Origin of the sequence: Desulfosarcina sp. (assembly GCF_041551955.1) — a bacterium.
GTDB lineage: Bacteria > Desulfobacterota > Desulfobacteria > Desulfobacterales > Desulfosarcinaceae > Desulfosarcina.
Genome location: NZ_JBFELV010000044.1, coordinates 1 through 19,837, shown reverse-complemented (window position 1 = coordinate 19,837; position 19,837 = coordinate 1). Strand labels below are relative to the sequence as shown.

Here is a 19,837-nt window from a genome sequence, read left to right as displayed (position 1 = left end):
TGCGTCGATGAGTTTTTGGCCCTCTGCGGCATCGCCGCCGCCGATGGCTTTGATCACCGACGGATTGCTGTATACGGAGGCGACAGCCTTGGCAAAAGGCGCCTTGTCCGGATGGGTGACGGTCATGCCTTCTTTTTTGCAGGCGGCCTCGAGCTCCTGGTCGGCCTTGAGGGAAAGTTCGCGTTCATAGTCGCGGGCCTCGGTGGCCGCATCGGCGACGATTTTCTGCTGCTCGGGGGTCAGCGTATTCCAAGTCATCTCGCTGATCAGCAGTACGGCCGGGGAGTAGAAATGGCCGGTCATGGCGAGGTATTTCTGGACTTCGAAAAACCGAGAGGAGTGGATCACGGCCAGGGGGTTTTCCTGGGCGTCGACCGTTTTCTGCTCAAGTGCAGTATACAATTCACCGAAGGCCATGGGCAGCGGGCTGGCTCCCAGCGCCTTCATGGTCAAGATAAAGACGTCATCCTCCATGACCCGAATTTTAATGCCTTTCATATCCGAGGGACTGTTGACGGCCACCTTGGAGTTGGTGATGTTGCGAAAGCCGTTCTCGAACCATCCCAGTGAGCGGATGCCCACTTTGGTAAACCGGTCAGCGATCTGGGTTCCGATTTCGCCGTCCAGGACGCGGTAGCAGGATTCACGGTCTTTAAAAAGAAAAGGCAGGTTGAAAAGCTTGACCTGGGGGACGAAATTGCCCATGGGGCCGGTGGAGGTCAGGGTCATTTCCAGCGACCCGAGCTGCAGGCCCTCCACCATGTCCCGTTCGGACCCGAGCTGGGACGCCGGGAACACCTGGACCTCGATTTCACCGCCGGTTTTTTCGGCAACGATTTTGCCAAAATGCTCGGCCGCCAGGTTATAGATGTGGGTCGGCTGGGTCGAGGTGCCGCATTTGAGGATGATTTTGGCGTGGCTCGCCGGGGATAAAGCCAGGACGACGAACAGAGAAAACAGGACAATCATCGACAATTTTTTTCGCATAACTACCTCCTTGGGGGTTAAAAATATAATTTATCGCCGCGGCCTTTCATTTCCTGGAACTTATTTGTCGAGGATCGGAAAGGTATTGGCACCTTGTGGCATGACCGTTATCGTCGGCTCGCTGTTGCCACACGTCTCGTACGCAATCTTCAAGGCTTCATCAATGGTGGCCACGCCCTGGACGCCGGCCTTGCGCGCCAGTTCGATGTTCTCTTTGCGCGTGACCATGATGATGTGCCCCTGTTGACCATACTCCAACTGCCGCACGGCCACCCAGCCTGAGATCAAAAAGTTGGCCCGCACCGCTTTCTCCATTTCCAGAAAGGTGGGGTGATCGAACCAGTCGAAAAACTCGCTGGGCTCTTTGATATCCGGGCATTCGGCCAGAAGGATGACCACCCCGCCCGGCTTCATGGCGTAAACCGCATTGTCGATGGTCTTTTGGGATTGATAGAGGTTGATATCTTTCGGGTAGCCGCCGGCTGAGGCGATGACGATGTCGGCCTGCTGACGGATCGCCACGCCGAAGATATCGTCCACCATGCGGGTGGCCGCCTGCCAGGCCGAGATCCAATTTCCGGTGAAGATGCCGGTGATGTCGCCATCCAGATTGGGCACGACGTTGACGATGAAGTCGGGTTTGAGAAATGCCGCGGCTTCCATCATGTCTTCATGGGCCGGGTTGCCGGTGGTCTTCATGTTGGCGGCCTGGGGGTTGGACCCCTTACCGACGACCTTTTCCATGGCCCACATGTGGCTTTGCTGGATGGTCTTCAATGAAGCGACACCGGGCAGGACGCTCTTGCGGCCGCCCCCGTAGCCCACCATGTAGTGGTAGATGACCCCGCCGGTGAGAATTACCCGGTCGGCCTCGGCCACCACGCGGTTCAATGAGACATCGGTCCCCCGGCTGGTCTTACCGTAGTAGACCATGTTTTCGGTGTCCCACGCGTTGTTGTTGATCACCCGGACACGATGGCAAACCGCTTCGCTGCAAAGCTCCACAAACTCCTCTACCGTGTTCTGTCGGTGGGCACCGACGGCGATGATGACGGTGATATTCTCATCACCAATGCCGGCTTCATTCAGGTAGTCGACCAGGATTGGCAGGGTGAGGTCGTTGCGTTGCCAGCCCCGGGTGATGTCGCTGACCGTGATGGCCACGGTTTCACCCGGCTTGACGATTTCACGAAGCGGGGGGCTGTCGATAGGGTGGGCCAAGGCATGTCGATAGGCTTCAGCCAGGTTCTCCGGGGGATTGCGGTTGTGCCCCACGAGCTCGTAAAGCAATTGCGCCTCCGGGATGGAAAAGGTCGTCGTTCCTTTGCCGATTTTCAGTGTGATTTCTTTTTTGGTCATGGTTTTTACCCGTATTATCGATAGATCATTTCGATCCATCCGCTTCGAGTTTGGCGGCTTCACCTGCTATCATCCGGTATACGTGCTCATCGCTCGGGAAGGTTCCGTTGCGCACGTCCGCGATGTAGGCGGCGAAAACCTTGCGGTATTCGTCGGCGACGTTCCCGTAGCGCTTAACAAATTTAGGCGTGAACGCCTGAAAAAGACCCAGAATATCCGAGCAGATCATCACCTGACCATCGCAGTCGCCGGCACCGATGCCGTAAACCGGTATGGGCAATTCCTTGCAGATGGCTCGGGTGACCTCGGGTGGCACCCCTTCCACTAGGACGGCAAATGCACCCGCTTCATAAACCGCCTTGGCATCCTCGATAATCGCCTTGGCGCTATCAGCCGTGCGGCCCTGGGCCCGAAATCCGCCCATGGCGCCGGAGCTCTGGGGCGTGAGCCCCACGTGCCCCATCACCAACATGCCGCCATCGCTGATGGCCCGTATGACCGAGGCCACCCGGGTGCCGCCTTCCAGCTTGACACAGTCGACCCCGGCTTCCTTGTGAAAACGGATCGCATTACGGCAGGCATCTTCGACGCCGGCCTGATAGGCGCCGAAAGGCATGTCGCCGATGACGAAAGTGTTGGGCGCGGCGCGGCGAACGGCCTCGGTGTGGTAAATGCACTGGTCCATGGTGACGGGAACGGTTCCCGAATACCCGTACACGGCCATGCCCAGGCTGTCTCCCACAAGGAGCATGTCCATGCCGGATTCTTCTGCCAACTGAGCGGTGATGTAGTCATAAGCGGTCACCCAGACAGCCTTTTGGCCTTCCGTTTTCATTTTCTGGAGATCGAAGCGGGTAAGTTTCTTTTTCAATGTTGGTTCCTTCCTTTTGTGATTGTGATTCTTGTTCGTCGGCGGTTATCAAAGACGGGTGGCGGGGTCATCCGGCAGCCCGAATCAGGTCCTCCGACAAAAGCGGAGTTGTGTTTTCAGCTGAGATCAACCGGCGGACGACCCACCTTTATTCTTAGCAAAGGTAACTGTTGCGCCCTTTTCGGCCAGGCGTCTATGAATCGATGGGGTGATCGGATGGTCAGCTATGATTTCGAATTTGTCGCTGACGTCAAAGGCATCAAAAAAGGCGACCTGTCCAAATTTGGAGGCATCGGCCAGTACGATGACCCGCTTGGCGGCTGCAGCCATGTATCGCTTGGCATAGGCGACTTCCAATGACGTGTCACAGCACGATGATTCATTGATGGCATGAATCCCCATTAGCGCCACATCCACGTGGAGGCTTCGCAGAAAACTCGTTCCCGGCTCTCCCACCAGGGTGTATGAACCCGGGCGGAGGGACCCGCCGCTGACCAGCAGATGAATTGAAGGATTGCCGGCAAGAAGTTCACCAATTCGGATATCGTTGGTTACGGCAGTAATTTTCAGTCCTCGTTCAGCAACCTGATATGCGGCCTCGTAAACGGTAGAGCTGGAATCAAAGATAACACTCTGATTGTCTCTAAGCCGATCGGCAGCCAATTTGCCGATGGCCGCTTTTTCCTCTCGAGCGATGCTGGATGCAATATGATAGTCCGGTTCGAAAGTGGTCCCGGGAGTTGTCTTCAGCGTGGCACCTCCGTGGCTCCGCTGAACAGCACCCGTTTTGGCCAGCCAGTCCAGATCGCGACGGATCGTCGGTAAAGAAACACCGACGATCTCAGCCAGTTCATGAACGGAAATAACACCTTTGAGGCGAATCAACTCAAGGATCGAATTCCGGCGTTGCGCCGGAATGATGTCTGATTTCTTTGGTGCAACGGCCATTGATCAGATCCGATGAATAATAAACGATAATGAAAACAATCATAAAAAGTCATAAAAAGTCAAATAAAAAAAATAACGAAAAGCACTCGCCTGCTGCGCGGCAATCGCCTCGGTTACCACAAGATCTTGAATTTATTATACTCGTTTTTCAGCTCCTTTTAAAAAAACCTTTGATCCACCCAATAAATCCCGGCAATATAGAAAAAATAGTGGATGGTTTGGATGCTGAAGTGTAGGATGTGGGCAAAAACGATCCATGAATCGCCTTCAAACGGAGGGACTCTCGATGGATATATTGATCAATCCCCATGAGGCACGTGTGCTGGGATGCCTCATGGAAAAAGCCATGGCCACGCCTGAGTATTATCCGTTGTCCTTGAATGCGCTGACCAACGCCTGCAACCAGAAATCCAACCGGGATCCGGTGGTGAGCTGGGACGAGCAGACCGTAGAAGATGCCGTGGAAGACCTTGAAAAAATCGGACTGGTTAACCGGAGCACGGTCGGCCGTGTCCCCAAGTACGAGGAAATCTTCACCCGGCACCACAATATGGTGGCGTCCGAGGCCGCCGTGCTCTGCGTGCTTTTACTCCGCGGCCCCCAGACACCGGGCGCAATCCGCAGCCGCACTGACCGCCTGCATGCCTTTGACAGCCTTGGCGCATTGCAGGAAACGTTGGACCGGTTATGCGAATGGGGCCATGTCCATCGTCTAGAGCGACTGCCCGGCCACAAGGAGGACCGGTACATGCACCTGCTTTCCGGGGAACCGGTTGACGACGTCGATAGTGTAGAAAAGCCCGAATCCGCCGGGCCATCCGATGATACCGATCGGATGATGCGACTGGATGCCGACATTCAATCCCTGAAAGATGAATTGGCGGATCTCAGATCCGAATTTGAATCCTTTCGCCGGCAGTTTGAATGAGGTTATGCTGCCTGCAGAGAGCAAGTCGAAAAAACCATTGTCCCGTGCACCCGGGTCTATGTTAAAGAATCGTCGAAAATGACCGAACATGATAAAAGGGCCACGAATTTAGCGGGAACCCACGGGCATTCAGATTGAGGGGCTCTGATTATGGGGGAAGCGGGAAAAGTCCAAGGTGAAAAACTCACCGAACTGTTCAACGAACTGGTGGCAAAAAAAATTATCATCTCCATGAATGTGGTTGGCGCCGGTTTCGATCGGCTCACCTGCATCACCGGGATTACGACGGATTCAGACGGCAACTACTTGCTTGTCGACCCCCCGGACGATTTCGAAGGGGCCGCCGCCGTCAAGGACCTGTGGCACCTGCGGTTCAATTTCAATGGACCGGATCAGTTAGAGTATATCTTCAGCACCCGGGGGGGCCAATTTAACAAGCAAGGCCTGAAAATACCCTTTCCCGAGCACGTGGAACGGCTGCAGCGCCGGCGAAATTTCCGGGTAAACACCTTGACCGGAACCCAGATGCATTTCAAATTGAAAAAAATCCAGGGCGTCATCGACTTGATCAACGTCAGCCTTGGCGGCGTTTACGGGGTTCTTACCAAACACAATTTCAAGTTCATGCGTGGGCCGGTATTGAAAATGGACCAACAACTCTATGATGTCAGCCTGGTATTTTTAGGCGATCATGATCGGCCGAGCAAAACCGTTTACGTGAAGAAGGCCCAAGTCAAGCGTGTCGAACACGACCAGGATCGGGGCTTTTACCGCTTCGCCTTCGAATTCGCAGAAATCGAAAAGCAAGAGCAGAACAAGCTCACCCAGGTCATCTACGACCTTCAGCGATGGTATCTTCAACGCAGAAAATAAACCCCTCATCAGTAAACCATAAGGAGCGTTGATCATGGCCGTTATAACCAAGTTTGTGGTGGTTCGACATGGTGTGGAACTGGACAAGGAGTTCCTGGTCAAAAAGGAGGCCGAGGCCTACGACAAGATGCTTGATGCGGCCGAAAATCTGGCCGCTTATATCAAGGGTGCCGAGCTGGAGATCGCTCTGGACGGCAAGGCCATCGATGCCCTTTGCGTCTATCTTGCCAAAAACGGACCGGAAGTCACCCGAATCCTCAAGGGCCTGAAACCCGCCGTTCCGCTCGTGCGGACACCGGGTGAAGAAAAGAAGGACGAGGCCCCGGCAGCGCCGCCAAAAAAGAAATCCCCTGAAGCCAAAGCGAAACCCAAGGGAAAATAATCCTTCCCATGGCCGTATCTAAAAAAGAAGCCGACGCATGGGACCGGGTGCTCGATGCAGCCGCGGACCTGACGGAATTGATCGAATCCAGCGGAATCGAGATCGATGAGTACGATCTTGAGGAGTTGACGATCTTTCTGGCCGCACACGGTTATGCCGTGCGCAACATGCTCAAGCATCTTAAACGGTCATGGCCCGCGGATTGACCGATCTGTTATCGATACTCGATGCCCTCCGCTATGCAACGGTGGGTAAATAAGCGACATCCGCTAAAGCCCCTCGAACCACGCGGATGAGGAGACCATGGTGAGCGCGACAATAAAGCGGCCCTCGTGCCGCTCCGGGTTGCCACGAATGGAGAATCCATGACGACACCGATGAACAGCAAACACCTGCAGGCCTTTATCGACGCCCACCGCCTGGCGGCTGTCATCCTGCCCATGGATGCCCACACCGCCACGGTTAGCGATGCAGCCAGGGCCCTGGGTGTAAGCGCGGACCTAATCATTAAATCCCTGGTGTTCATGGCCGGAGAACAGCCGATTCTGGTGATCAACAACGGCCAGGCGCGGGTAGACCGTAAAAAACTGGCCGTCTATTTAGGCATGAATCGCAAACGCATTAAACTGGCCCGTGCCGAGCAGGCCCTGTCAGTCACCGGCTATATGGTGGGCAGCATGCCGCCATTCGGCCACCGGGAAGATCTTCGCACGCTGGTAGACACCGCCACGGTTGGACTTGGCACCGTATACGGGGGCGGCGGGGACATCGATGCCATGATGCGACTCTCATCATCGGAACTGCTCCAGGCAGCCCACGCCGAGGTGGCCGATATTTCCGAATGACGGGTCATTCGAATTGCGGTGGGCCGGTCTGGAGCAGCCAGCTCTCCATCTCTTTCTTGTAGCGCCAAGACTGCTCAATTTCGATTTTTTTTACGACATAGCGGTCGAGAAAAAAGTATTCGACGTCGACCGTTTGCGTCACTTCCAACTTGTCTTCGGCCACCTTGACCCCAAGCACATCATAACTGACGATTTTCACGTTGTCATATTGCTTTAAACAATCCTTGCGACTCATTTGGGCCGGATCGACATACCTGCAGACGTCGTTGAAATTCGAAAGCCGCATGGCGGTTTGATAGGAATCCATGGTCCGTCCATATGCTTCCATTTTCCCTTGCTCCGAAATGGAGGCACAGCCCAGCAGCAGACCAATGAGAACGGTAATAATCGTTTTTTTCATGCGCGTCACCCTCTGGTTGCTTTAAAGTAGGTGCTGCCGGTTGCCATAAGAACACATATTTTTCCCGCGATCAACCGTTGCCTCACCAATGGCGGTTGAGCTAACCGGAAGAACACGCATCGGCACAACGTTGCGCATTGACATTCAACCTTTTCTGTGGGCACTTCTCTTTTTCATTTATCTGTATTGTAAAGGAGGCGAGTGAATGACGGCAACCGACAAACCCATGAACGATGAACAGAAGTCTCGTTTCAACGTGTTGAACAAGGAGAACCTCGAGTTTCTCATGAATCGCTACAACCGGGTCAATCGATGGGTCATCGCCGATATGATCCGGCGCACCGCCTACCACACCCCGGATAAGACGGCCATCATTTTCGGGGACAAGACCCTCACCTACGCCCAGCTGGAAGCTGCCGCCAACCGGACGGCCAACGCCCTTGCCGGATTAGGGGTGAACAAGTATGACCGGGTAGCCATTCTGGCCCATAACACCATCCACCACGTGTTGACCTGGCTGGGCTGCTGCAAACTCGGAGCGGTTTACCTGGCCATCAACTACCTGCTGCGCGGCGCAGATATCACCTACTGCATCAACCACTCGGAGAGCAAAGTCTTCATCGTCGAGGACGCCCTTTTCGGATTGGTCGAAGGCGTACTGGGCGAGATGCCCACGGTCGGCTCCCTGATCTGGTCCGACCAGGGGGGCGGCCAGCCGGCGACGGACGATCGATTCCTGGCCTTCGACGCCTGGACGGAGGCCGCCCCGGACACGGAACCGGACGTGGTCCTGCACATCGAAGATCCCTGTCAGATGACCTATACCAGCGGCACCGAATCCCTTCCCAAGGGGGTGATCATCAGCAACCAGGCCCTAATGGCCCAGTACATGGGAGCCATCATCGATGGCGGCTACGACAGCGGAGACATCAATGTCAACGCCCTGCCTATTTATCACTGTGCCCAGCGGGACGTGTTCCTGAATCCCATCTTCTGGGTAGGCGGCACGAACATTCTCATGGCACCGGACATCGGTGAAATTTTAAAAACCATCGACCGCTACCGGGCGAACATGTTCTTCGCCCCGCCCACGGTATGGATCGGCATCCTGCGCCACCCAGATTTCGATCGATACGATCTCTCCTGCCTCAATAAGTGCTACTACGGAGCCTCTATCATGCCCGTAGAAGTGCTCAAGGAACTCATGGCGAAGCTGCCCGCCTGCAAGGTGTACAACTACTACGGCCAGACCGAACTGGCCCCCTACCACACGATCCTGAAGGCAGAAGACGCCCTGGAAAAGCTGGGTTCGGCCGGCATGGCGGGGCTGAACATGGAATCCCGGATAGAGGATGAAGCGTGCCAGCCCATCGACGCAGCCGGAGTCCCGGGAGAGATCTGCGGCAAAGGCCCCCACGCCATGATCATGTACTTCAAGGATCCGGAAAAGACCGAAGCGGCCATGCGCGGCGGGTGGTTCCACTCCGGCGACATCGGTGTGCTGGACGAGGACCGCTACATCTCGGTGGTGGACCGAAAGAAGGACATGATCAAAACCGGCGGCGAGAATGTCTCCACACGCGAAGTGGAGGAAGTCATTTACTTGGACAAGCGCGTGGAGGAGGTGGCCGTCATCGGTACGCCACACCCCAAATGGGTTGAAGCGGTCACCGCCGTGGTGGTGCCCCGCAAAGGCGAATCCATCACCGAAGCGGAGATCATCAGCCTGTGCAAGAAAGAACTGGCCGGATTCAAGGTGCCCAAGGCGGTGGTCTTTGTTGACGCGCTACCCAAGACCCCCACCGGCAAAATCCTCAAGCGTAACATGCGCCATACATACAGCGAGTTGAACCGTTGAAACCAGACCCTTTCCGGTGCAGGCATCGCCCCATACCCCGAAAGTGGGGCGAGGGCGATAAGGATGTGAATTGATCTTCCCCTGCGCCAGGCGCACCCCATGACCGAGCCATCTTCGGAAACGGTGAAACCGCAATGACGAAGCGATAAGCCGGTGCCGGCCATGCTAACCGACACCGACTTCCGCAGTCTGCTCGAACACCTGAACCGACCCTGGGCCGGCTACCGCAAGGTACGCAAGGGGGTGATCAAACGCCTTCGCCGTCACATGCAGGATCTGGGCTGTTCAACCGTTGGACAATACCTTGCCCAGTTGGCGTGCCAGCCCGGGGCAAAGGCTGCCCATGAGCGGTGCCTCAGGGTGACCATCAGCCGTTTTTTCAGGGATCGACATCTGTGGCAAACCCTCCAGAGACGCAGCCTGCCCGATTTGGTGGAGCACTTTTCCCCGCCTGCTCGGATCTGGTCCGCCGGCTGTGCCAACGGAGAAGAGCCCTATAGCCTGGCCATGCTGTGGAACGAACTGAGGGGTTCGCCGGCCCTGAACCTCCTGGCCACGGATGCCGGAGAGGCCTGCCTGGCGCGTGCCCGAGAGGGCGCCTACAGCCGAAACAGCCTCAAGGAGGTGCCGGATGAAATGCGCAAAAGATACTTCGAATCAGAAAAGGGCGGACGACGGTTTCTCATCCAATCCCACCGGATAACACCCATCTGCTGGCGGCCGCACGATCTGCTCGGCTCCCCGCCCGATGGCGGCCCCTTTCACATGATCCTGTTGCGCAACAACCTGCTGACGTACTACCAGGGCCCAGACCTCCAGGCCGCTTTCACGCGGATTGTCGCAGCCCTGGCGCCGGGCGGCTGGCTGGTTACCGGTGCCCATGAACGCCTTCCCGGGTCAGCGTTTGAACTGATCAGGGACAAGGATTGCCCGTGGGTATACAGGTTGGACACCATTGAACCGCGAATCGATACCGATGCGAAATAAAAGACATCTCATTCGGGATTGTCTCGTCGACAACGGCGAGGTGCTACCCCACCGGGTAAATGATTGCGTGCACCCCCGTTTCTGATATTCATTCGCGCTGCTGTTGACGGGTCTCAACAAAGCGAGGGGAATGAGCAAACCAGTAGAACTTCGATCAATAGCGCCGACCACCCCCGCCGCCCGATCCACCGCCGCGCCTGCCTCTGTCCCCTTGACCGCCGCCGCCATGATGTCCACCGCCACGGCCCCCTTCGGGCTTGGGACGGGCTTCATTGACATTCATGGACCGACCTTTGAAATCTTTTCCGTTCATCGCCTCAATCGCCTTCTTGGCTTCCTCTCCTGAGGGCATCTCCACAAATCCGAATCCTTTGGGCCGTCCGCTGTCACGGTCTTTGATCATGTTGACGGCATCTACCTTGCCGAAGGCTTCGAACGCCGAACGTAAATCTTTTTCAGTGGCATCGAACGATAAATTTCCTACATAGATGTTCATTTGTGTCTCCTGTATTGAGGTAAGAAACCACACATCCGGTTGATGGTTCTTTTTACAAAGCCAGGCAGGTCATCCTCTTGGTGCGAGTCCGCGCCAACGATCGACGGATTGAACCCTCCCCGCGGCCCCGATGAGCGGGATCTCTGCTTCGCTCCGACAATCCGCGGGGGGTCACCTTAAGGATGAAGATCAATTGCCAGCTCACTCGCCATCGCGGCTCAACACGTCTCGCACCGCCCTGGCAATGGTTTCAAGCCGATAGGGTTTTTTCACATATATGCCGGCTCCCAGCTTGCGGGCCGCGTGCACCCGGTCAGATTCGGAGAACCCGCTGGTGATCACGGCTCGCTGGCCGGGATGGATGTTGATGATTCGCCGGTAGGTTTCCAGGCCGTCGATGCCGGGATCCATGATCATGTCCAGCACCAGCAGATCCACAGGGTGTTGACGGACATAATCAACGGCTGCTTCGCCGCTGGAAACGCTAGCCACGTCATAGCCCAGCCGGGTGAGCATTCCCGTGGCGATCTCGCGCTGCTCCTTGACATCGTCCACCACAAGGATCCGCTCACCGTCACCGATCAGATTGTCCAGGATTTCAGGTGTGGGCGTCTGCATGCGGTGCTCTTTGGTGGAGGGAAGGTAAATGACTGCCCGTGTGCCCTGCTCCGGTTCACTCTGGATGTCGATATACCCGCGGTGGTCTTTGACGGTTCCCCACACCACCGCCATACCTAACCCAGTGCCGCTTCGACCCATCACTTTTTTGGTGTAGAACGGCTCAAAAATCCGGTCGATGTCCTCGGGCGAAATGCCTATTCCGTTGTCGGTAACCGTCAAGACCACAAAATCACCCTCTTCGATGTCGTCATAGCCTTTGATGGGGCTGTCGATATATCGGTTTTCCGTTTCGATGCGGATGCGTCCGTCATGCATCGTCGCCTCCGCGGCGTTTGTAATCAGGTTCATCACGGTTTTTGCGAGGTGGACCGGGGATCCGGAAATATCGAGAAGGTCATCAGCCAACGCTGTCTCCAGCTGAGCATCCGGGTAATGATTCCGCAGATTGTCGTATTCAGGGCTTTTCAGATACTCACGGATCACCTGGTTCAGGTTGATCACCTCGGCAACCGACACCCCCCGGCGGGCCAGCGTCAGTAAATCCTGAACGATATTAGCAGCGCGTTCACCGGAGCGCTGGATGGTAAGGATGGGTTTTCTGAGCGGGCTTTCTTCCGGCAGGTCCATGAGAATCAACTCCGGATAACTGACCAGGCCCGACAAGACGTTGTTCAGATCGTGGGCGACCCCGCCGGCCAGCATGCCGATGGCCTCCATTTTCTGTGCCCGCTGAAGCTGGTCCAGCAATCGTTTCTTTTCCACTGCAGCGGTCACCCGTTCAGAGATGTTTCTCACCATGCCCAGCGCCAGGTCGTCAGAAACGGCCACCAGCCTGCATTCATAGTACCGGACGACGTTCGCGATCAGAAGGTCGTACTCGAACACCATCAACCCCCTGGTCTCGAATGTCCGGGCGAGTTGCTTCCGAAAAACCCGTGAAATATGGCCGGGCATGACATGCTCGATGTTGCGTCCGATGCATTGGTCAGGGGGCGCCGCGAGGTCTTCCGAATTTCCCCGCAGGTCGACGAACCGGCCGTCGCGATCGAACTGGAACATCATATCTGGGATGGCATCGAGGATGGCCTGGGTCCTGGCCTCACTCTGTCTGCTTTTTTCCTCCGCCCGTTTGCGTTCGGCGACCTCTTTCTGCAGCGATTGTTCACGTTTGCGTATCTCCTCAGCCATCCGGCTGAATCGTCGGGCGATGTCGGCCAGTTCATCATGGTGCACCTCATCGAACCGGTAATCATAGTCGCCCCGCGCCACCTGGTCCAGCCCCCGGCGGAGGATGGCCAGGGGTTTGCGCATGAGCACCCGCAATACAATGCCTGTGGCAATGACAATGACCACCAGCGACACCAGCATCAACAGGATCGCTGTGTTGCGAAGCCATGTCAGATCTTGGCGATAGGCGTCCAGTGACAAGGCAAAGCTGACCTGGCCGATCGGTCTCCCGACATAGACAATCGGCACCTCACGGCTGATCGAATTTTTTGAGGCATCTCGACGGAATTCATAATAGACGTTTCCATCGATGTCGCGGATCAGGATAGCTGTGACGATATCGTTGCGGACGAATCCGTCCCCAATCCGCCGGATCTGTTCGTCATCCAGATCCCAGATCGGCACCGCCAGCGTTTCAGACAGGTTGACGGCATACTCGTCGGCTTTCAGCTGCAACTGCCGGTATAGATAGTCGGCCTGGCGGTGGTATATCAAAATCAGCAGGACCCCCTCCACCATCAACACCAGCATCACCAGGCTGATGGCCAGATCGATGGAGATGGAACGCCGTCTCTTTGATCCGAAACCACGCCGGTTGGCGTCCGGTGAACTGGGCTTGGCCACGCTTCTTCCCTCTGGATTCACGTGCACGGCTTCCTTTTAAATCGTCTGTTATTCCGGAACATAGCTGTATTCACGACAGATCCGCTGGTAGCTGCCGTCCGATTTCATTTCATCCAACACCGCCTGCCACAGCCGGATGACATGGGGTGAGGTTCCTTTTGCGAAAGCAATGTAATTGCCCACGGTATGGAATCTGTAGGCCAGGGCCAACTGGTCAGGTGACGCGCCGGCTTGCCTGGCCTGGTAGGGCATATTGAAATCCGAACTGACCCACAAATCGATATCTCCCCGCTGCAGGTGGGTCAGATTGGTGATGTTCTTATTGGTGGAAACCAGGTTTTCAAACCCCAATGCCTGCAGGTATTGCATTTTGGCATCTTGGCGGTAGGTGCCGATGCGTTTGACCTGTCTGGCCGCTTCGATATCCGCAATGCGGATCGGGCTCGCATGCCAGCGGTAGAACCCCCAGTGTTGCCGGTAAAGCGGTCCCACCCATGAAAACATGGCTTCACGCTGGGGGAGTCGGGTGGTGGAGAAAAGGGCCGTATCGGCTTCGGATTGGACCAATTGGTACCCCCTGGCCCACGGTACCAGCGCGATGGTATCCGGCTGGCCGATCCGCCGCAGGATCTCCCGGACGATGTCGACCGACAGCCCTTTGATCCGGCCATTTTCGTCATAGGCGGAGGGCGGTGAATCCTCCGTGTACAACCTTAATAAAAATGGCGTATCGGTTGGGGTCTGGCGTTCGGACACCCGGACCGCATCAGGCGGCAGCCATTTGCGCGTCAACCACCAAAAGGTTCCGTCCGCTTTCATTTCATCCAGGGTCACCTGCCACTGATAGACGATGGCGGGTGAGGTTGGTTTGGAAATGGCAATGTAGGATAGCTGATGTTGGAGCGTCAACACCGCTTTAATTTCCTGTGGATCGATCCCGGCCTCAAGAGCCACCTGTTGGACGCCGACATTGTCGAAAATCCACAGATCCACCCGGCCGGACATCAGTTTGCGAATGTCGCTGTGCGGGCTGTTGGAACTGTCTAAATTGGTGAAACCGAGAGATTTCAGTAACTGCTCTCTGACATCGTCCCGGTAGGTGGCAATGGCCCTCACCTGCATAGCCGCTTCAATGGAATCGATCTGTCGCGGGTCGCTTTTTCTGGCATACAATTCGATCCGCGCAGAATGGAGCGGACCGACCCAATGGAACAGCGATTCACGCGCCTCGGTCCTGGCGGTGGTAAAAAGGACGGTATTGGGCTCGGTAAGCAACCGCTTGTATCCCCGGGCCCATGGCATGACTTGAATGTCGTCGGCAATACCCAAGCGTCGGGTAATTTCCCGCACCACATCCGTCATAGCCCCGGTCAGTTTACCTTTTTCGGTATAGTTTAATGGGGGGAATTCCTCAGTGATGAGCGTCAATTCAGCCGCTGCTGGACAGGTCACGGTAAGATGGAGGAAAGCAACCAAAAAAAAGATTGGGCGGGTGTTTTTCAAAAGCCGCTCCTTGACCACGTCGATCAACATTCCCGATTAATCCACGGTGACATGATCCGAAAGATCCGACAAGTTTATCTCCTGTTCGCCTGATTGTTCAATTTTCAAAGCCCGGTTGCGGAAATCGCCGTCGTCAATTTTGGCCTTCACCCATTCATGCCAGGCATCCCTCCGGGAAGCGACAATGGCATTGAAATCCTTGGATGCATCGAACCGGGTCAAGGCGTCATCCAAGATCCAGACACAGTAGTTGCATTTTTTCTGACCACTGTCGAGGACCTTGAAAAAATAACGAAAGGTCTTGCTACCGGGTTTCAAGCCTTCTTGAATCTCGAATTTTTTGTAGTTCCAAGCGTTTTGCATATTCTCCCCACTTAGCGATTGTTTAAAAGGCAAAACATAAGCCTGCCGTTTGGATTTACAACCATGGAAGGGCTGATTGAAGATTCGCCATGACAAACCACGGGAAATGCGCTCACTTTCGCGGCTCAATATGCGGCATTGACCGAAAAAATACAAGGCGCCTCGATGTCGATACGCTTGTCGCCCTATGATTAATGCTTACCATCCCCACAAAGGAGATCGGTAGACAGGCTAGAGCAAAAATTACAAACCAAATCGAAATAAGGATTTGCAGATAATGAACGACGACAAAAGATATATTGAGGTGCCGGTATTGACGGTCAGTGAAGCGGCCCGATTTATCGGCGTAGGCAAAAAAGTGATCTATCAACTGATCGAGTTTGACGAGATTCGCGCCATGCGCGAGCATGGCAAAGTGATGATCGACAGGAGCAGCCTGGTAGCCTTTCATAACAGCGGAAAACGGCCCTGAGCGGGTTTTAGGAGGATATTGAAAAATACCGTAATAAACCGAGAGATCGAACAGTTGCACCGGTTTCCATGGCGTGGTAGGAATAAACCTATCGATTCGTGGCGTTGCACTCCAACCGGGCAATGCCTGAAACGCTAGAAATAAAATCGGGCACGCGCGGTTTTAATTCAATGACACGCGGCACCACATGCATGGAAGTTGACAAGGAGACTGCTATGAAAGAAATTTGTCCGAAGCTGATACTCGTCTTGGTTCTGGCGGTCGTTTTCAGTGCTCCGTCCTGTTGGGCCAAAGATAACGGCTACTGCTACATCGTTGGCTACTCCATGCAAGCGAAAACCGCCTATATCACCCCGGTGTTTGTAGCAACGGTATCCGGTGCGACATACAGCGAAGAGGAGTTTGTCGCTGACGTTGTCTTGATCCGCAAGATGGAGAACCAGTTTCAAAACTACCTGGCTGGACAGGGCATCAACACCGCTGATTTTGTGGTCAGCGCCCGGGTGGCCTATCGGTCTCAGGCTATCGCCGGCATCCGCCTGGCCGATGAAAAAAAAGATTTCACCGGCAGGGGGTATAGCATAAAAGACGCCGACAAATTTATCTTTAAGGATTAAGCCCAACCGTCTCATGGATCGCCCGCAAGCCTACGTTTCGACGGGCAGGTACAGTCTTGATTACTGCAGATTACACCATATTGATCGTCATGGGCGTTGCTATGGTGATTGCCGCCGGCTCGTTTTCAATCATCGCCCGATACCTGTTCGACCGCGGTCTGGCAGACCGCAGCACACTGAAGCCAAACATCATTGATCTTTACCAAACCTATATCGCACACACAAGGAAACAGACCGGACGGATCGGTGTCGCATTCTGGATACACAGTGTGTCCGCAGGCATATTCATCTCCACCGGGGTATGCTACACGATCGGCCGGTTCATTCTGCCCCGCATTATTTAGCCGTAAACCCGTTTACGCTGTGCTTCATAAAAAACCAATGGAGATCAGTATGCCCACGCCCGTCACACCGATGGAATATCAGCTCACCATCGAACCGGATCTTGAACGTTTTACCTTTGCCGGCCGGATGACCCTTTCCGCCAACGCTGACGAACCCACCGACACCCTCGTTCTCCATTGTGCGGAACTGGCCATCTGGCATTGCCGCCTTCAACCGGATGGGTCCGATGAAAAGCCCATCGAAGCTCCGTTTACGCTGGATCCAGCCAAGACCAGCCTGGCCATCCATCTTCCCGACGCCCTTTCCGGTCCGTTTCGGTTGACCATCGACTACACCGGTAAAATCAACGACCGCATGGCCGGTTTCTACCGCAGCCGGATCAAAACGGACAACTACCCGAAATATATTGCCGTGACCCAGTTTCAGGAAAGCGATGCCCGACGCGCCTTTCCCTGCCTGGACCATCCTGCCCAGAAGGCGGTTTTTACCGTTGAGATGGTCATCGACAAACACCTGACCGCCATTTCCAACACCGACGTCCATACGATCACAGAGCTGGAGGGCGGCAGGCAGCGGGTCGCTTTCCACCCGACGCCCAAAATGTCCACTTACCTGTTATTTTTCGGCGTGGGTCCCTTTGAAATCCATGAAGATACCGACGACCGACGGGTGCGTGCCGTCTGCCTGCCGGGAATGGGGGCCCAGACCGCCTTCGGGCGGGAGTTTGGCCGCAAGGCCCTAGCTTACGGTGAGGATTACTATGCCATCGACTATCCGTTGAGCAAACTGGACCTGATTGCCGTGCCGGATTTCGCCTTCGGGGCCATGGAAAACTGGGGGGCGATCACCTTCCGCGAGAACCTGCTGTTAAACATACCCGGCGTGACATCGCGGGAGGCGCTGGCACGCATCTGTGAAGTCATTGCCCACGAAATCGCCCATCAATGGTTCGGCAATCTGGTAACGCCCGAGGATTGGAAATACCTCTGGCTCAACGAAAGTTTTGCCACTTACTTTGGTTACGGCATGGTGGACCACCACTTTCCCGAATGGGCGATCTGGGATCAATTTGTCAGGAGCCAAACCGAGGCGGCAATGGCCCGTGACGCGCTGAACGAAACCTTTGCCATTGAAATGCCGGGCGGCGCCCAGGTGGCCATCACCACCAGTACGGCGCCCATCATCTACAGCAAAGGGGGCAGTATATTGCGACAGCTGGAGGCCTGGATCGGGCCCGATCATTTTAAAGCCGGCCTCCGGCGCTATCTAACGGACTTCGCCTATGGCAGCGCCGCCAGCCACCATTTGTGGGAATCGCTGTCGGCCGCATCCGGCATGCCGGTGGCTGAACTCATGCGCAACTGGGTTACCCAGCCAGGCTTTCCCGTGATCACCGCCCAACGCAACAGCAACTCGCTCAGCTTGCGCCAGCGGCGTTTTACCTACCTGCCCAACGATGCGGCGCAGACATGGATGGTGCCGGTATCGATAACCGCGTACAGCGCCAAGGGCGGGGCGGACACCCAAACGATCCTGCTCAAAAAAAAACAAACTGACGTCACCCTGCCGCCAGACACCACCGCTTACCTCGTCAACCCCGGTCAGACCGGATTTTACCTCGCCTGCTACGACGATGCAGAAAATCTGACCCGGTTGGGTGCCATGGTCGCCGATCAACAATTGACGCCCATGGACCGCTGGGGACTGCAGAACAATCTGTTTGCGCTGGTTAAAGCCGGGCTCGTCACCATGGCGACATTTCTGGACATGGCCGACAACTTTCGCGGTGAGAAGGCCTACCTTCCCCTTTCCAGCCTGGACAGCCATCTGTTCGAAGCCGTGCTGACGCTCCGGGGCGAGATCCGGACCCGGACGACCCAAACGGCAGTGACCTTGATGAACGAGGCCATAGACGCCATCGGCGGCCTACCCAGTCCGGATGAGTCGCAGAGCACGGCCATGTTGCGCGACCAGCTCTTTGTCCATGGCGCCTTGATCGGCAACACACAGGCCCTCAATTTCCTGACCGATCAGTTTCACGCCTTTTTAAGCGGCTCCACCATCGCTCCCGACATTTTCAGGGGGGTGATGACCGCCGGAGCCGTAACGGGTGGGCGGGCGGCCTTAAAAGCCATGATGCGCCGTTTCGAAGGGAGCGGAGTCGAGCATGAACGCATGACCCTTGCCAGTGCCCTGGGCTGTTTCGACCCATGGCCCTTGCTGGAGGAGGCACTGGACTACGCCTTGGAAAAATTACCCGATCGAATTCGCTTCATACCACTGGTGGCGGCCGCCGGCAATCCGGCAGCAATGGATCACCTGTGGCCCTGGTTTGTCGACAATTTGCCGCGCATTGAACGGATGCACCCCCTTTTATTCGAACGGGTGGTGGCCGCCTTCGTACCCGGTCCCGGCCTGCAGGATCCGGATCGCACGCGCACGTTCTGCGATAGGTTAGCGCACGAACAACCCCGCTTGAAAGATGTAATCGCGCTCTCTTTGGAGCGGTTGGACGTCAATGCCGGTTTTCGCCAACGCGAAAAATAGATAGGCTACATGGCCTTGTGCCGCTCAATGGCCCTGACGACATACGGATAGACGGTCTCCACGATGCGGGTATAGCCGTCAGCCCTGGGATGCAGCCTGTCCGGCTGGTTGAGGTGGGGCTCGCCGGCTACGCCGTCGAGGAAAAAGGGAATAAAAATGACCCCGTGTTTCTGTGCAATTTGCGGGTAGATCTTGGAAAAGGCCCGGGTGTAGTCCGGACCCAGGTTGGGCAGCATGAGCATGCCGGCCAGGATCACCTGGATGTCCTGCGCCGTTAATGTGCTGACCAGCCGGTCCAGGTTGGTCTCTAACAGATCGGGATCCAGACCCCGCAAGCCGTCATTGGCGCCGGTTTCCAGGATAACGATGTCCGGACGCAGGCTGGATATCACCCACTCGATGCGCGAAAGGGCGCCGCTGCTGGTCTCGCCGCTTACACCGGCATTGATCACTTGATAGTTGTCTCCTTCGGCCTGCAGCCGGCGAGCCAGCTGGGCAGGATAGGCCTGCTCTTCGCCAACGCCCAGCCCGGCGGTTAGGCTGTCGCCCACAGCTACGATAGTGCCCGCATAGGCCGGGGCCGG

21 protein-coding genes are annotated in these 19,837 nt (G+C 55.9%); 11 read left to right on the top strand and 10 right to left on the bottom strand.

The annotated features are described in order from the left end of the window. The 4 genes from ABYV26_RS05655 to ABYV26_RS05640 all read right to left on the bottom strand — a co-directional run. Positions 1-987, bottom strand: a 987-nt coding sequence (locus ABYV26_RS05655; RefSeq protein ID WP_372678992.1) for a TRAP transporter substrate-binding protein, incomplete at its 3' end; no start/stop codon positions are given. 60 nt (positions 988-1,047) lie between these two features. After that, positions 1,048-2,346: a nickel-dependent lactate racemase gene (gene larA / locus ABYV26_RS05650; RefSeq protein WP_372678990.1), complete on the bottom strand. Its 1,299-nt coding sequence runs from the start codon at positions 2,344-2,346 to the stop codon at positions 1,048-1,050. A gap of 25 nt (positions 2,347-2,371) precedes the next feature. After that, positions 2,372-3,217, bottom strand: a complete 846-nt coding sequence (gene panB / locus ABYV26_RS05645; protein WP_372678988.1) for a 3-methyl-2-oxobutanoate hydroxymethyltransferase — start codon at positions 3,215-3,217, stop codon at positions 2,372-2,374. Positions 3,218-3,343: 126 nt separating this feature from the next. Beyond that, positions 3,344-4,165: a DeoR/GlpR family DNA-binding transcription regulator gene (locus tag ABYV26_RS05640; RefSeq protein ID WP_372678986.1), complete on the bottom strand. Its 822-nt coding sequence runs from the start codon at positions 4,163-4,165 to the stop codon at positions 3,344-3,346. A gap of 286 nt (positions 4,166-4,451) precedes the next feature. Between ABYV26_RS05640 and ABYV26_RS05635 the strand changes: the two genes are divergently transcribed. The 5 genes from ABYV26_RS05635 to ABYV26_RS05615 all read left to right on the top strand — a co-directional run bounded on the left by ABYV26_RS05635 (position 4,452) and on the right by ABYV26_RS05615 (position 7,193). After that, positions 4,452-5,093 carry a YceH family protein gene (locus ABYV26_RS05635; protein WP_372678984.1) on the top strand — a complete coding sequence of 214 codons (642 nt, stop codon included), beginning with the start codon at positions 4,452-4,454 and terminating at the stop codon, positions 5,091-5,093. Between the two features lie 150 nt (positions 5,094-5,243). Continuing rightward, positions 5,244-5,966 carry a flagellar brake protein gene (locus tag ABYV26_RS05630; RefSeq protein WP_372678982.1) on the top strand — a complete coding sequence of 241 codons (723 nt, stop codon included), beginning with the start codon at positions 5,244-5,246 and terminating at the stop codon, positions 5,964-5,966. 34 nt (positions 5,967-6,000) lie between these two features. After that, entirely contained in the window at positions 6,001-6,348 is a 348-nt protein-coding gene (locus tag ABYV26_RS05625; protein WP_372678981.1) for a YebG family protein, read from the top strand. 8 nt (positions 6,349-6,356) lie between these two features. Further along, the gene (locus tag ABYV26_RS05620) at positions 6,357-6,554 is read left to right on the top strand and encodes a YebG family protein (RefSeq protein WP_372678979.1); all 198 of its coding nucleotides are present in this window, start codon (positions 6,357-6,359) and stop codon (positions 6,552-6,554) included. Between the two features lie 159 nt (positions 6,555-6,713). Further along, entirely contained in the window at positions 6,714-7,193 is a 480-nt protein-coding gene (locus ABYV26_RS05615; RefSeq protein WP_372678977.1) for an aminoacyl-tRNA deacylase, read from the top strand. A gap of 4 nt (positions 7,194-7,197) precedes the next feature. Here the strand turns inward: ABYV26_RS05615 and ABYV26_RS05610 are convergent, their stop codons facing one another. Further along, positions 7,198-7,593, bottom strand: coding sequence for a hypothetical protein (locus tag ABYV26_RS05610; RefSeq protein ID WP_372678975.1), 396 nt, complete (start codon positions 7,591-7,593; stop codon positions 7,198-7,200). A gap of 205 nt (positions 7,594-7,798) precedes the next feature. On the opposite strand from ABYV26_RS05610, the gene ABYV26_RS05605 reads away from it, so the two are divergent. Together ABYV26_RS05605 and ABYV26_RS05600 are read left to right on the top strand one after the other, a co-directional pair. Next, positions 7,799-9,451 carry an acyl-CoA synthetase gene (locus tag ABYV26_RS05605; RefSeq protein ID WP_372678973.1) on the top strand — a complete coding sequence of 551 codons (1,653 nt, stop codon included), beginning with the start codon at positions 7,799-7,801 and terminating at the stop codon, positions 9,449-9,451. A gap of 162 nt (positions 9,452-9,613) precedes the next feature. Beyond that, positions 9,614-10,438 carry a protein-glutamate O-methyltransferase CheR gene (locus ABYV26_RS05600; protein ID WP_372678971.1) on the top strand — a complete coding sequence of 275 codons (825 nt, stop codon included), beginning with the start codon at positions 9,614-9,616 and terminating at the stop codon, positions 10,436-10,438. A gap of 154 nt (positions 10,439-10,592) precedes the next feature. On the opposite strand, the gene ABYV26_RS05595 is transcribed toward ABYV26_RS05600, so the two are convergent. From ABYV26_RS05595 to ABYV26_RS05580, 4 genes are all read right to left on the bottom strand, one after another. After that, positions 10,593-10,934, bottom strand: a complete 342-nt coding sequence (locus tag ABYV26_RS05595; protein ID WP_372678969.1) for an RNA recognition motif domain-containing protein — start codon at positions 10,932-10,934, stop codon at positions 10,593-10,595. 201 nt (positions 10,935-11,135) lie between these two features. Further along, positions 11,136-13,427 (bottom strand): ATP-binding protein, encoded by a 2,292-nt coding sequence (locus ABYV26_RS05590; RefSeq protein WP_372678967.1) that lies wholly within the window; start codon positions 13,425-13,427, stop codon positions 11,136-11,138. 27 nt (positions 13,428-13,454) lie between these two features. After that, positions 13,455-14,939, bottom strand: a complete 1,485-nt coding sequence (locus ABYV26_RS05585; protein WP_372678965.1) for a substrate-binding periplasmic protein — start codon at positions 14,937-14,939, stop codon at positions 13,455-13,457. A gap of 6 nt (positions 14,940-14,945) precedes the next feature. After that, the gene (locus ABYV26_RS05580; protein ID WP_372678963.1) at positions 14,946-15,272 is read right to left on the bottom strand and encodes a hypothetical protein; all 327 of its coding nucleotides are present in this window, start codon (positions 15,270-15,272) and stop codon (positions 14,946-14,948) included. A gap of 277 nt (positions 15,273-15,549) precedes the next feature. Here ABYV26_RS05580 and ABYV26_RS05575 point away from each other — a divergent pair, with 277 nt between their 5' ends. The 4 genes from ABYV26_RS05575 to ABYV26_RS05560 all read left to right on the top strand — a co-directional run bounded on the left by ABYV26_RS05575 (position 15,550) and on the right by ABYV26_RS05560 (position 19,253). After that, positions 15,550-15,744, top strand: coding sequence for a helix-turn-helix domain-containing protein (locus ABYV26_RS05575; protein WP_372678961.1), 195 nt, complete (start codon positions 15,550-15,552; stop codon positions 15,742-15,744). Positions 15,745-15,959: 215 nt separating this feature from the next. After that, positions 15,960-16,361, top strand: a complete 402-nt coding sequence (locus ABYV26_RS05570) for a hypothetical protein (protein ID WP_372678959.1) — start codon at positions 15,960-15,962, stop codon at positions 16,359-16,361. 56 nt (positions 16,362-16,417) lie between these two features. Next, complete coding sequence (locus ABYV26_RS05565; RefSeq protein WP_372678957.1) at positions 16,418-16,705, top strand: hypothetical protein; 288 nt, start codon at positions 16,418-16,420, stop codon at positions 16,703-16,705. Between the two features lie 49 nt (positions 16,706-16,754). Then, a complete protein-coding gene (locus tag ABYV26_RS05560) occupies positions 16,755-19,253 on the top strand; it encodes a M1 family metallopeptidase (protein WP_372678955.1) in 2,499 nt (832 codons plus the stop codon). Positions 19,254-19,258: 5 nt separating this feature from the next. Here the strand turns inward: ABYV26_RS05560 and ABYV26_RS05555 are convergent. After that, positions 19,259-19,837, bottom strand: a 579-nt coding sequence (locus tag ABYV26_RS05555) for an arylesterase (RefSeq protein ID WP_372678953.1), incomplete at its 5' end; no start/stop codon positions are given.

Bases quoted from the DNA above. Each gene is read 5' to 3' on its own strand.
- ABYV26_RS05625 (WP_372678981.1), top strand. From the start codon at position 6,001: ATGGCCGTTATAACCAAGTTTGTGGTGGTTCGACATGGTGTGGAACTG.
- ABYV26_RS05570 (WP_372678959.1), top strand. From the start codon at position 15,960: ATGAAAGAAATTTGTCCGAAGCTGATACTCGTCTTGGTTCTGGCGGTC.
- ABYV26_RS05615 (WP_372678977.1), top strand. From the start codon at position 6,714: ATGACGACACCGATGAACAGCAAACACCTGCAGGCCTTTATCGACGCC.
- larA (WP_372678990.1), bottom strand. From the start codon at position 2,346: ATGACCAAAAAAGAAATCACACTGAAAATCGGCAAAGGAACGACGACC.
- ABYV26_RS05630 (WP_372678982.1), top strand. From the start codon at position 5,244: ATGGGGGAAGCGGGAAAAGTCCAAGGTGAAAAACTCACCGAACTGTTC.
- ABYV26_RS05580 (WP_372678963.1), bottom strand. From the start codon at position 15,272: ATGCAAAACGCTTGGAACTACAAAAAATTCGAGATTCAAGAAGGCTTG.
- ABYV26_RS05560 (WP_372678955.1), top strand. From the start codon at position 16,755: ATGCCCACGCCCGTCACACCGATGGAATATCAGCTCACCATCGAACCG.
- ABYV26_RS05585 (WP_372678965.1), bottom strand. From the start codon at position 14,939: ATGTTGATCGACGTGGTCAAGGAGCGGCTTTTGAAAAACACCCGCCCA.
- ABYV26_RS05620 (WP_372678979.1), top strand. From the start codon at position 6,357: ATGGCCGTATCTAAAAAAGAAGCCGACGCATGGGACCGGGTGCTCGAT.
- ABYV26_RS05575 (WP_372678961.1), top strand. From the start codon at position 15,550: ATGAACGACGACAAAAGATATATTGAGGTGCCGGTATTGACGGTCAGT.
- ABYV26_RS05635 (WP_372678984.1), top strand. From the start codon at position 4,452: ATGGATATATTGATCAATCCCCATGAGGCACGTGTGCTGGGATGCCTC.
- ABYV26_RS05640 (WP_372678986.1), bottom strand. From the start codon at position 4,165: ATGGCCGTTGCACCAAAGAAATCAGACATCATTCCGGCGCAACGCCGG.
- ABYV26_RS05600 (WP_372678971.1), top strand. From the start codon at position 9,614: ATGCTAACCGACACCGACTTCCGCAGTCTGCTCGAACACCTGAACCGA.
- ABYV26_RS05605 (WP_372678973.1), top strand. From the start codon at position 7,799: ATGACGGCAACCGACAAACCCATGAACGATGAACAGAAGTCTCGTTTC.
- ABYV26_RS05610 (WP_372678975.1), bottom strand. From the start codon at position 7,593: ATGAAAAAAACGATTATTACCGTTCTCATTGGTCTGCTGCTGGGCTGT.
- ABYV26_RS05595 (WP_372678969.1), bottom strand. From the start codon at position 10,934: ATGAACATCTATGTAGGAAATTTATCGTTCGATGCCACTGAAAAAGAT.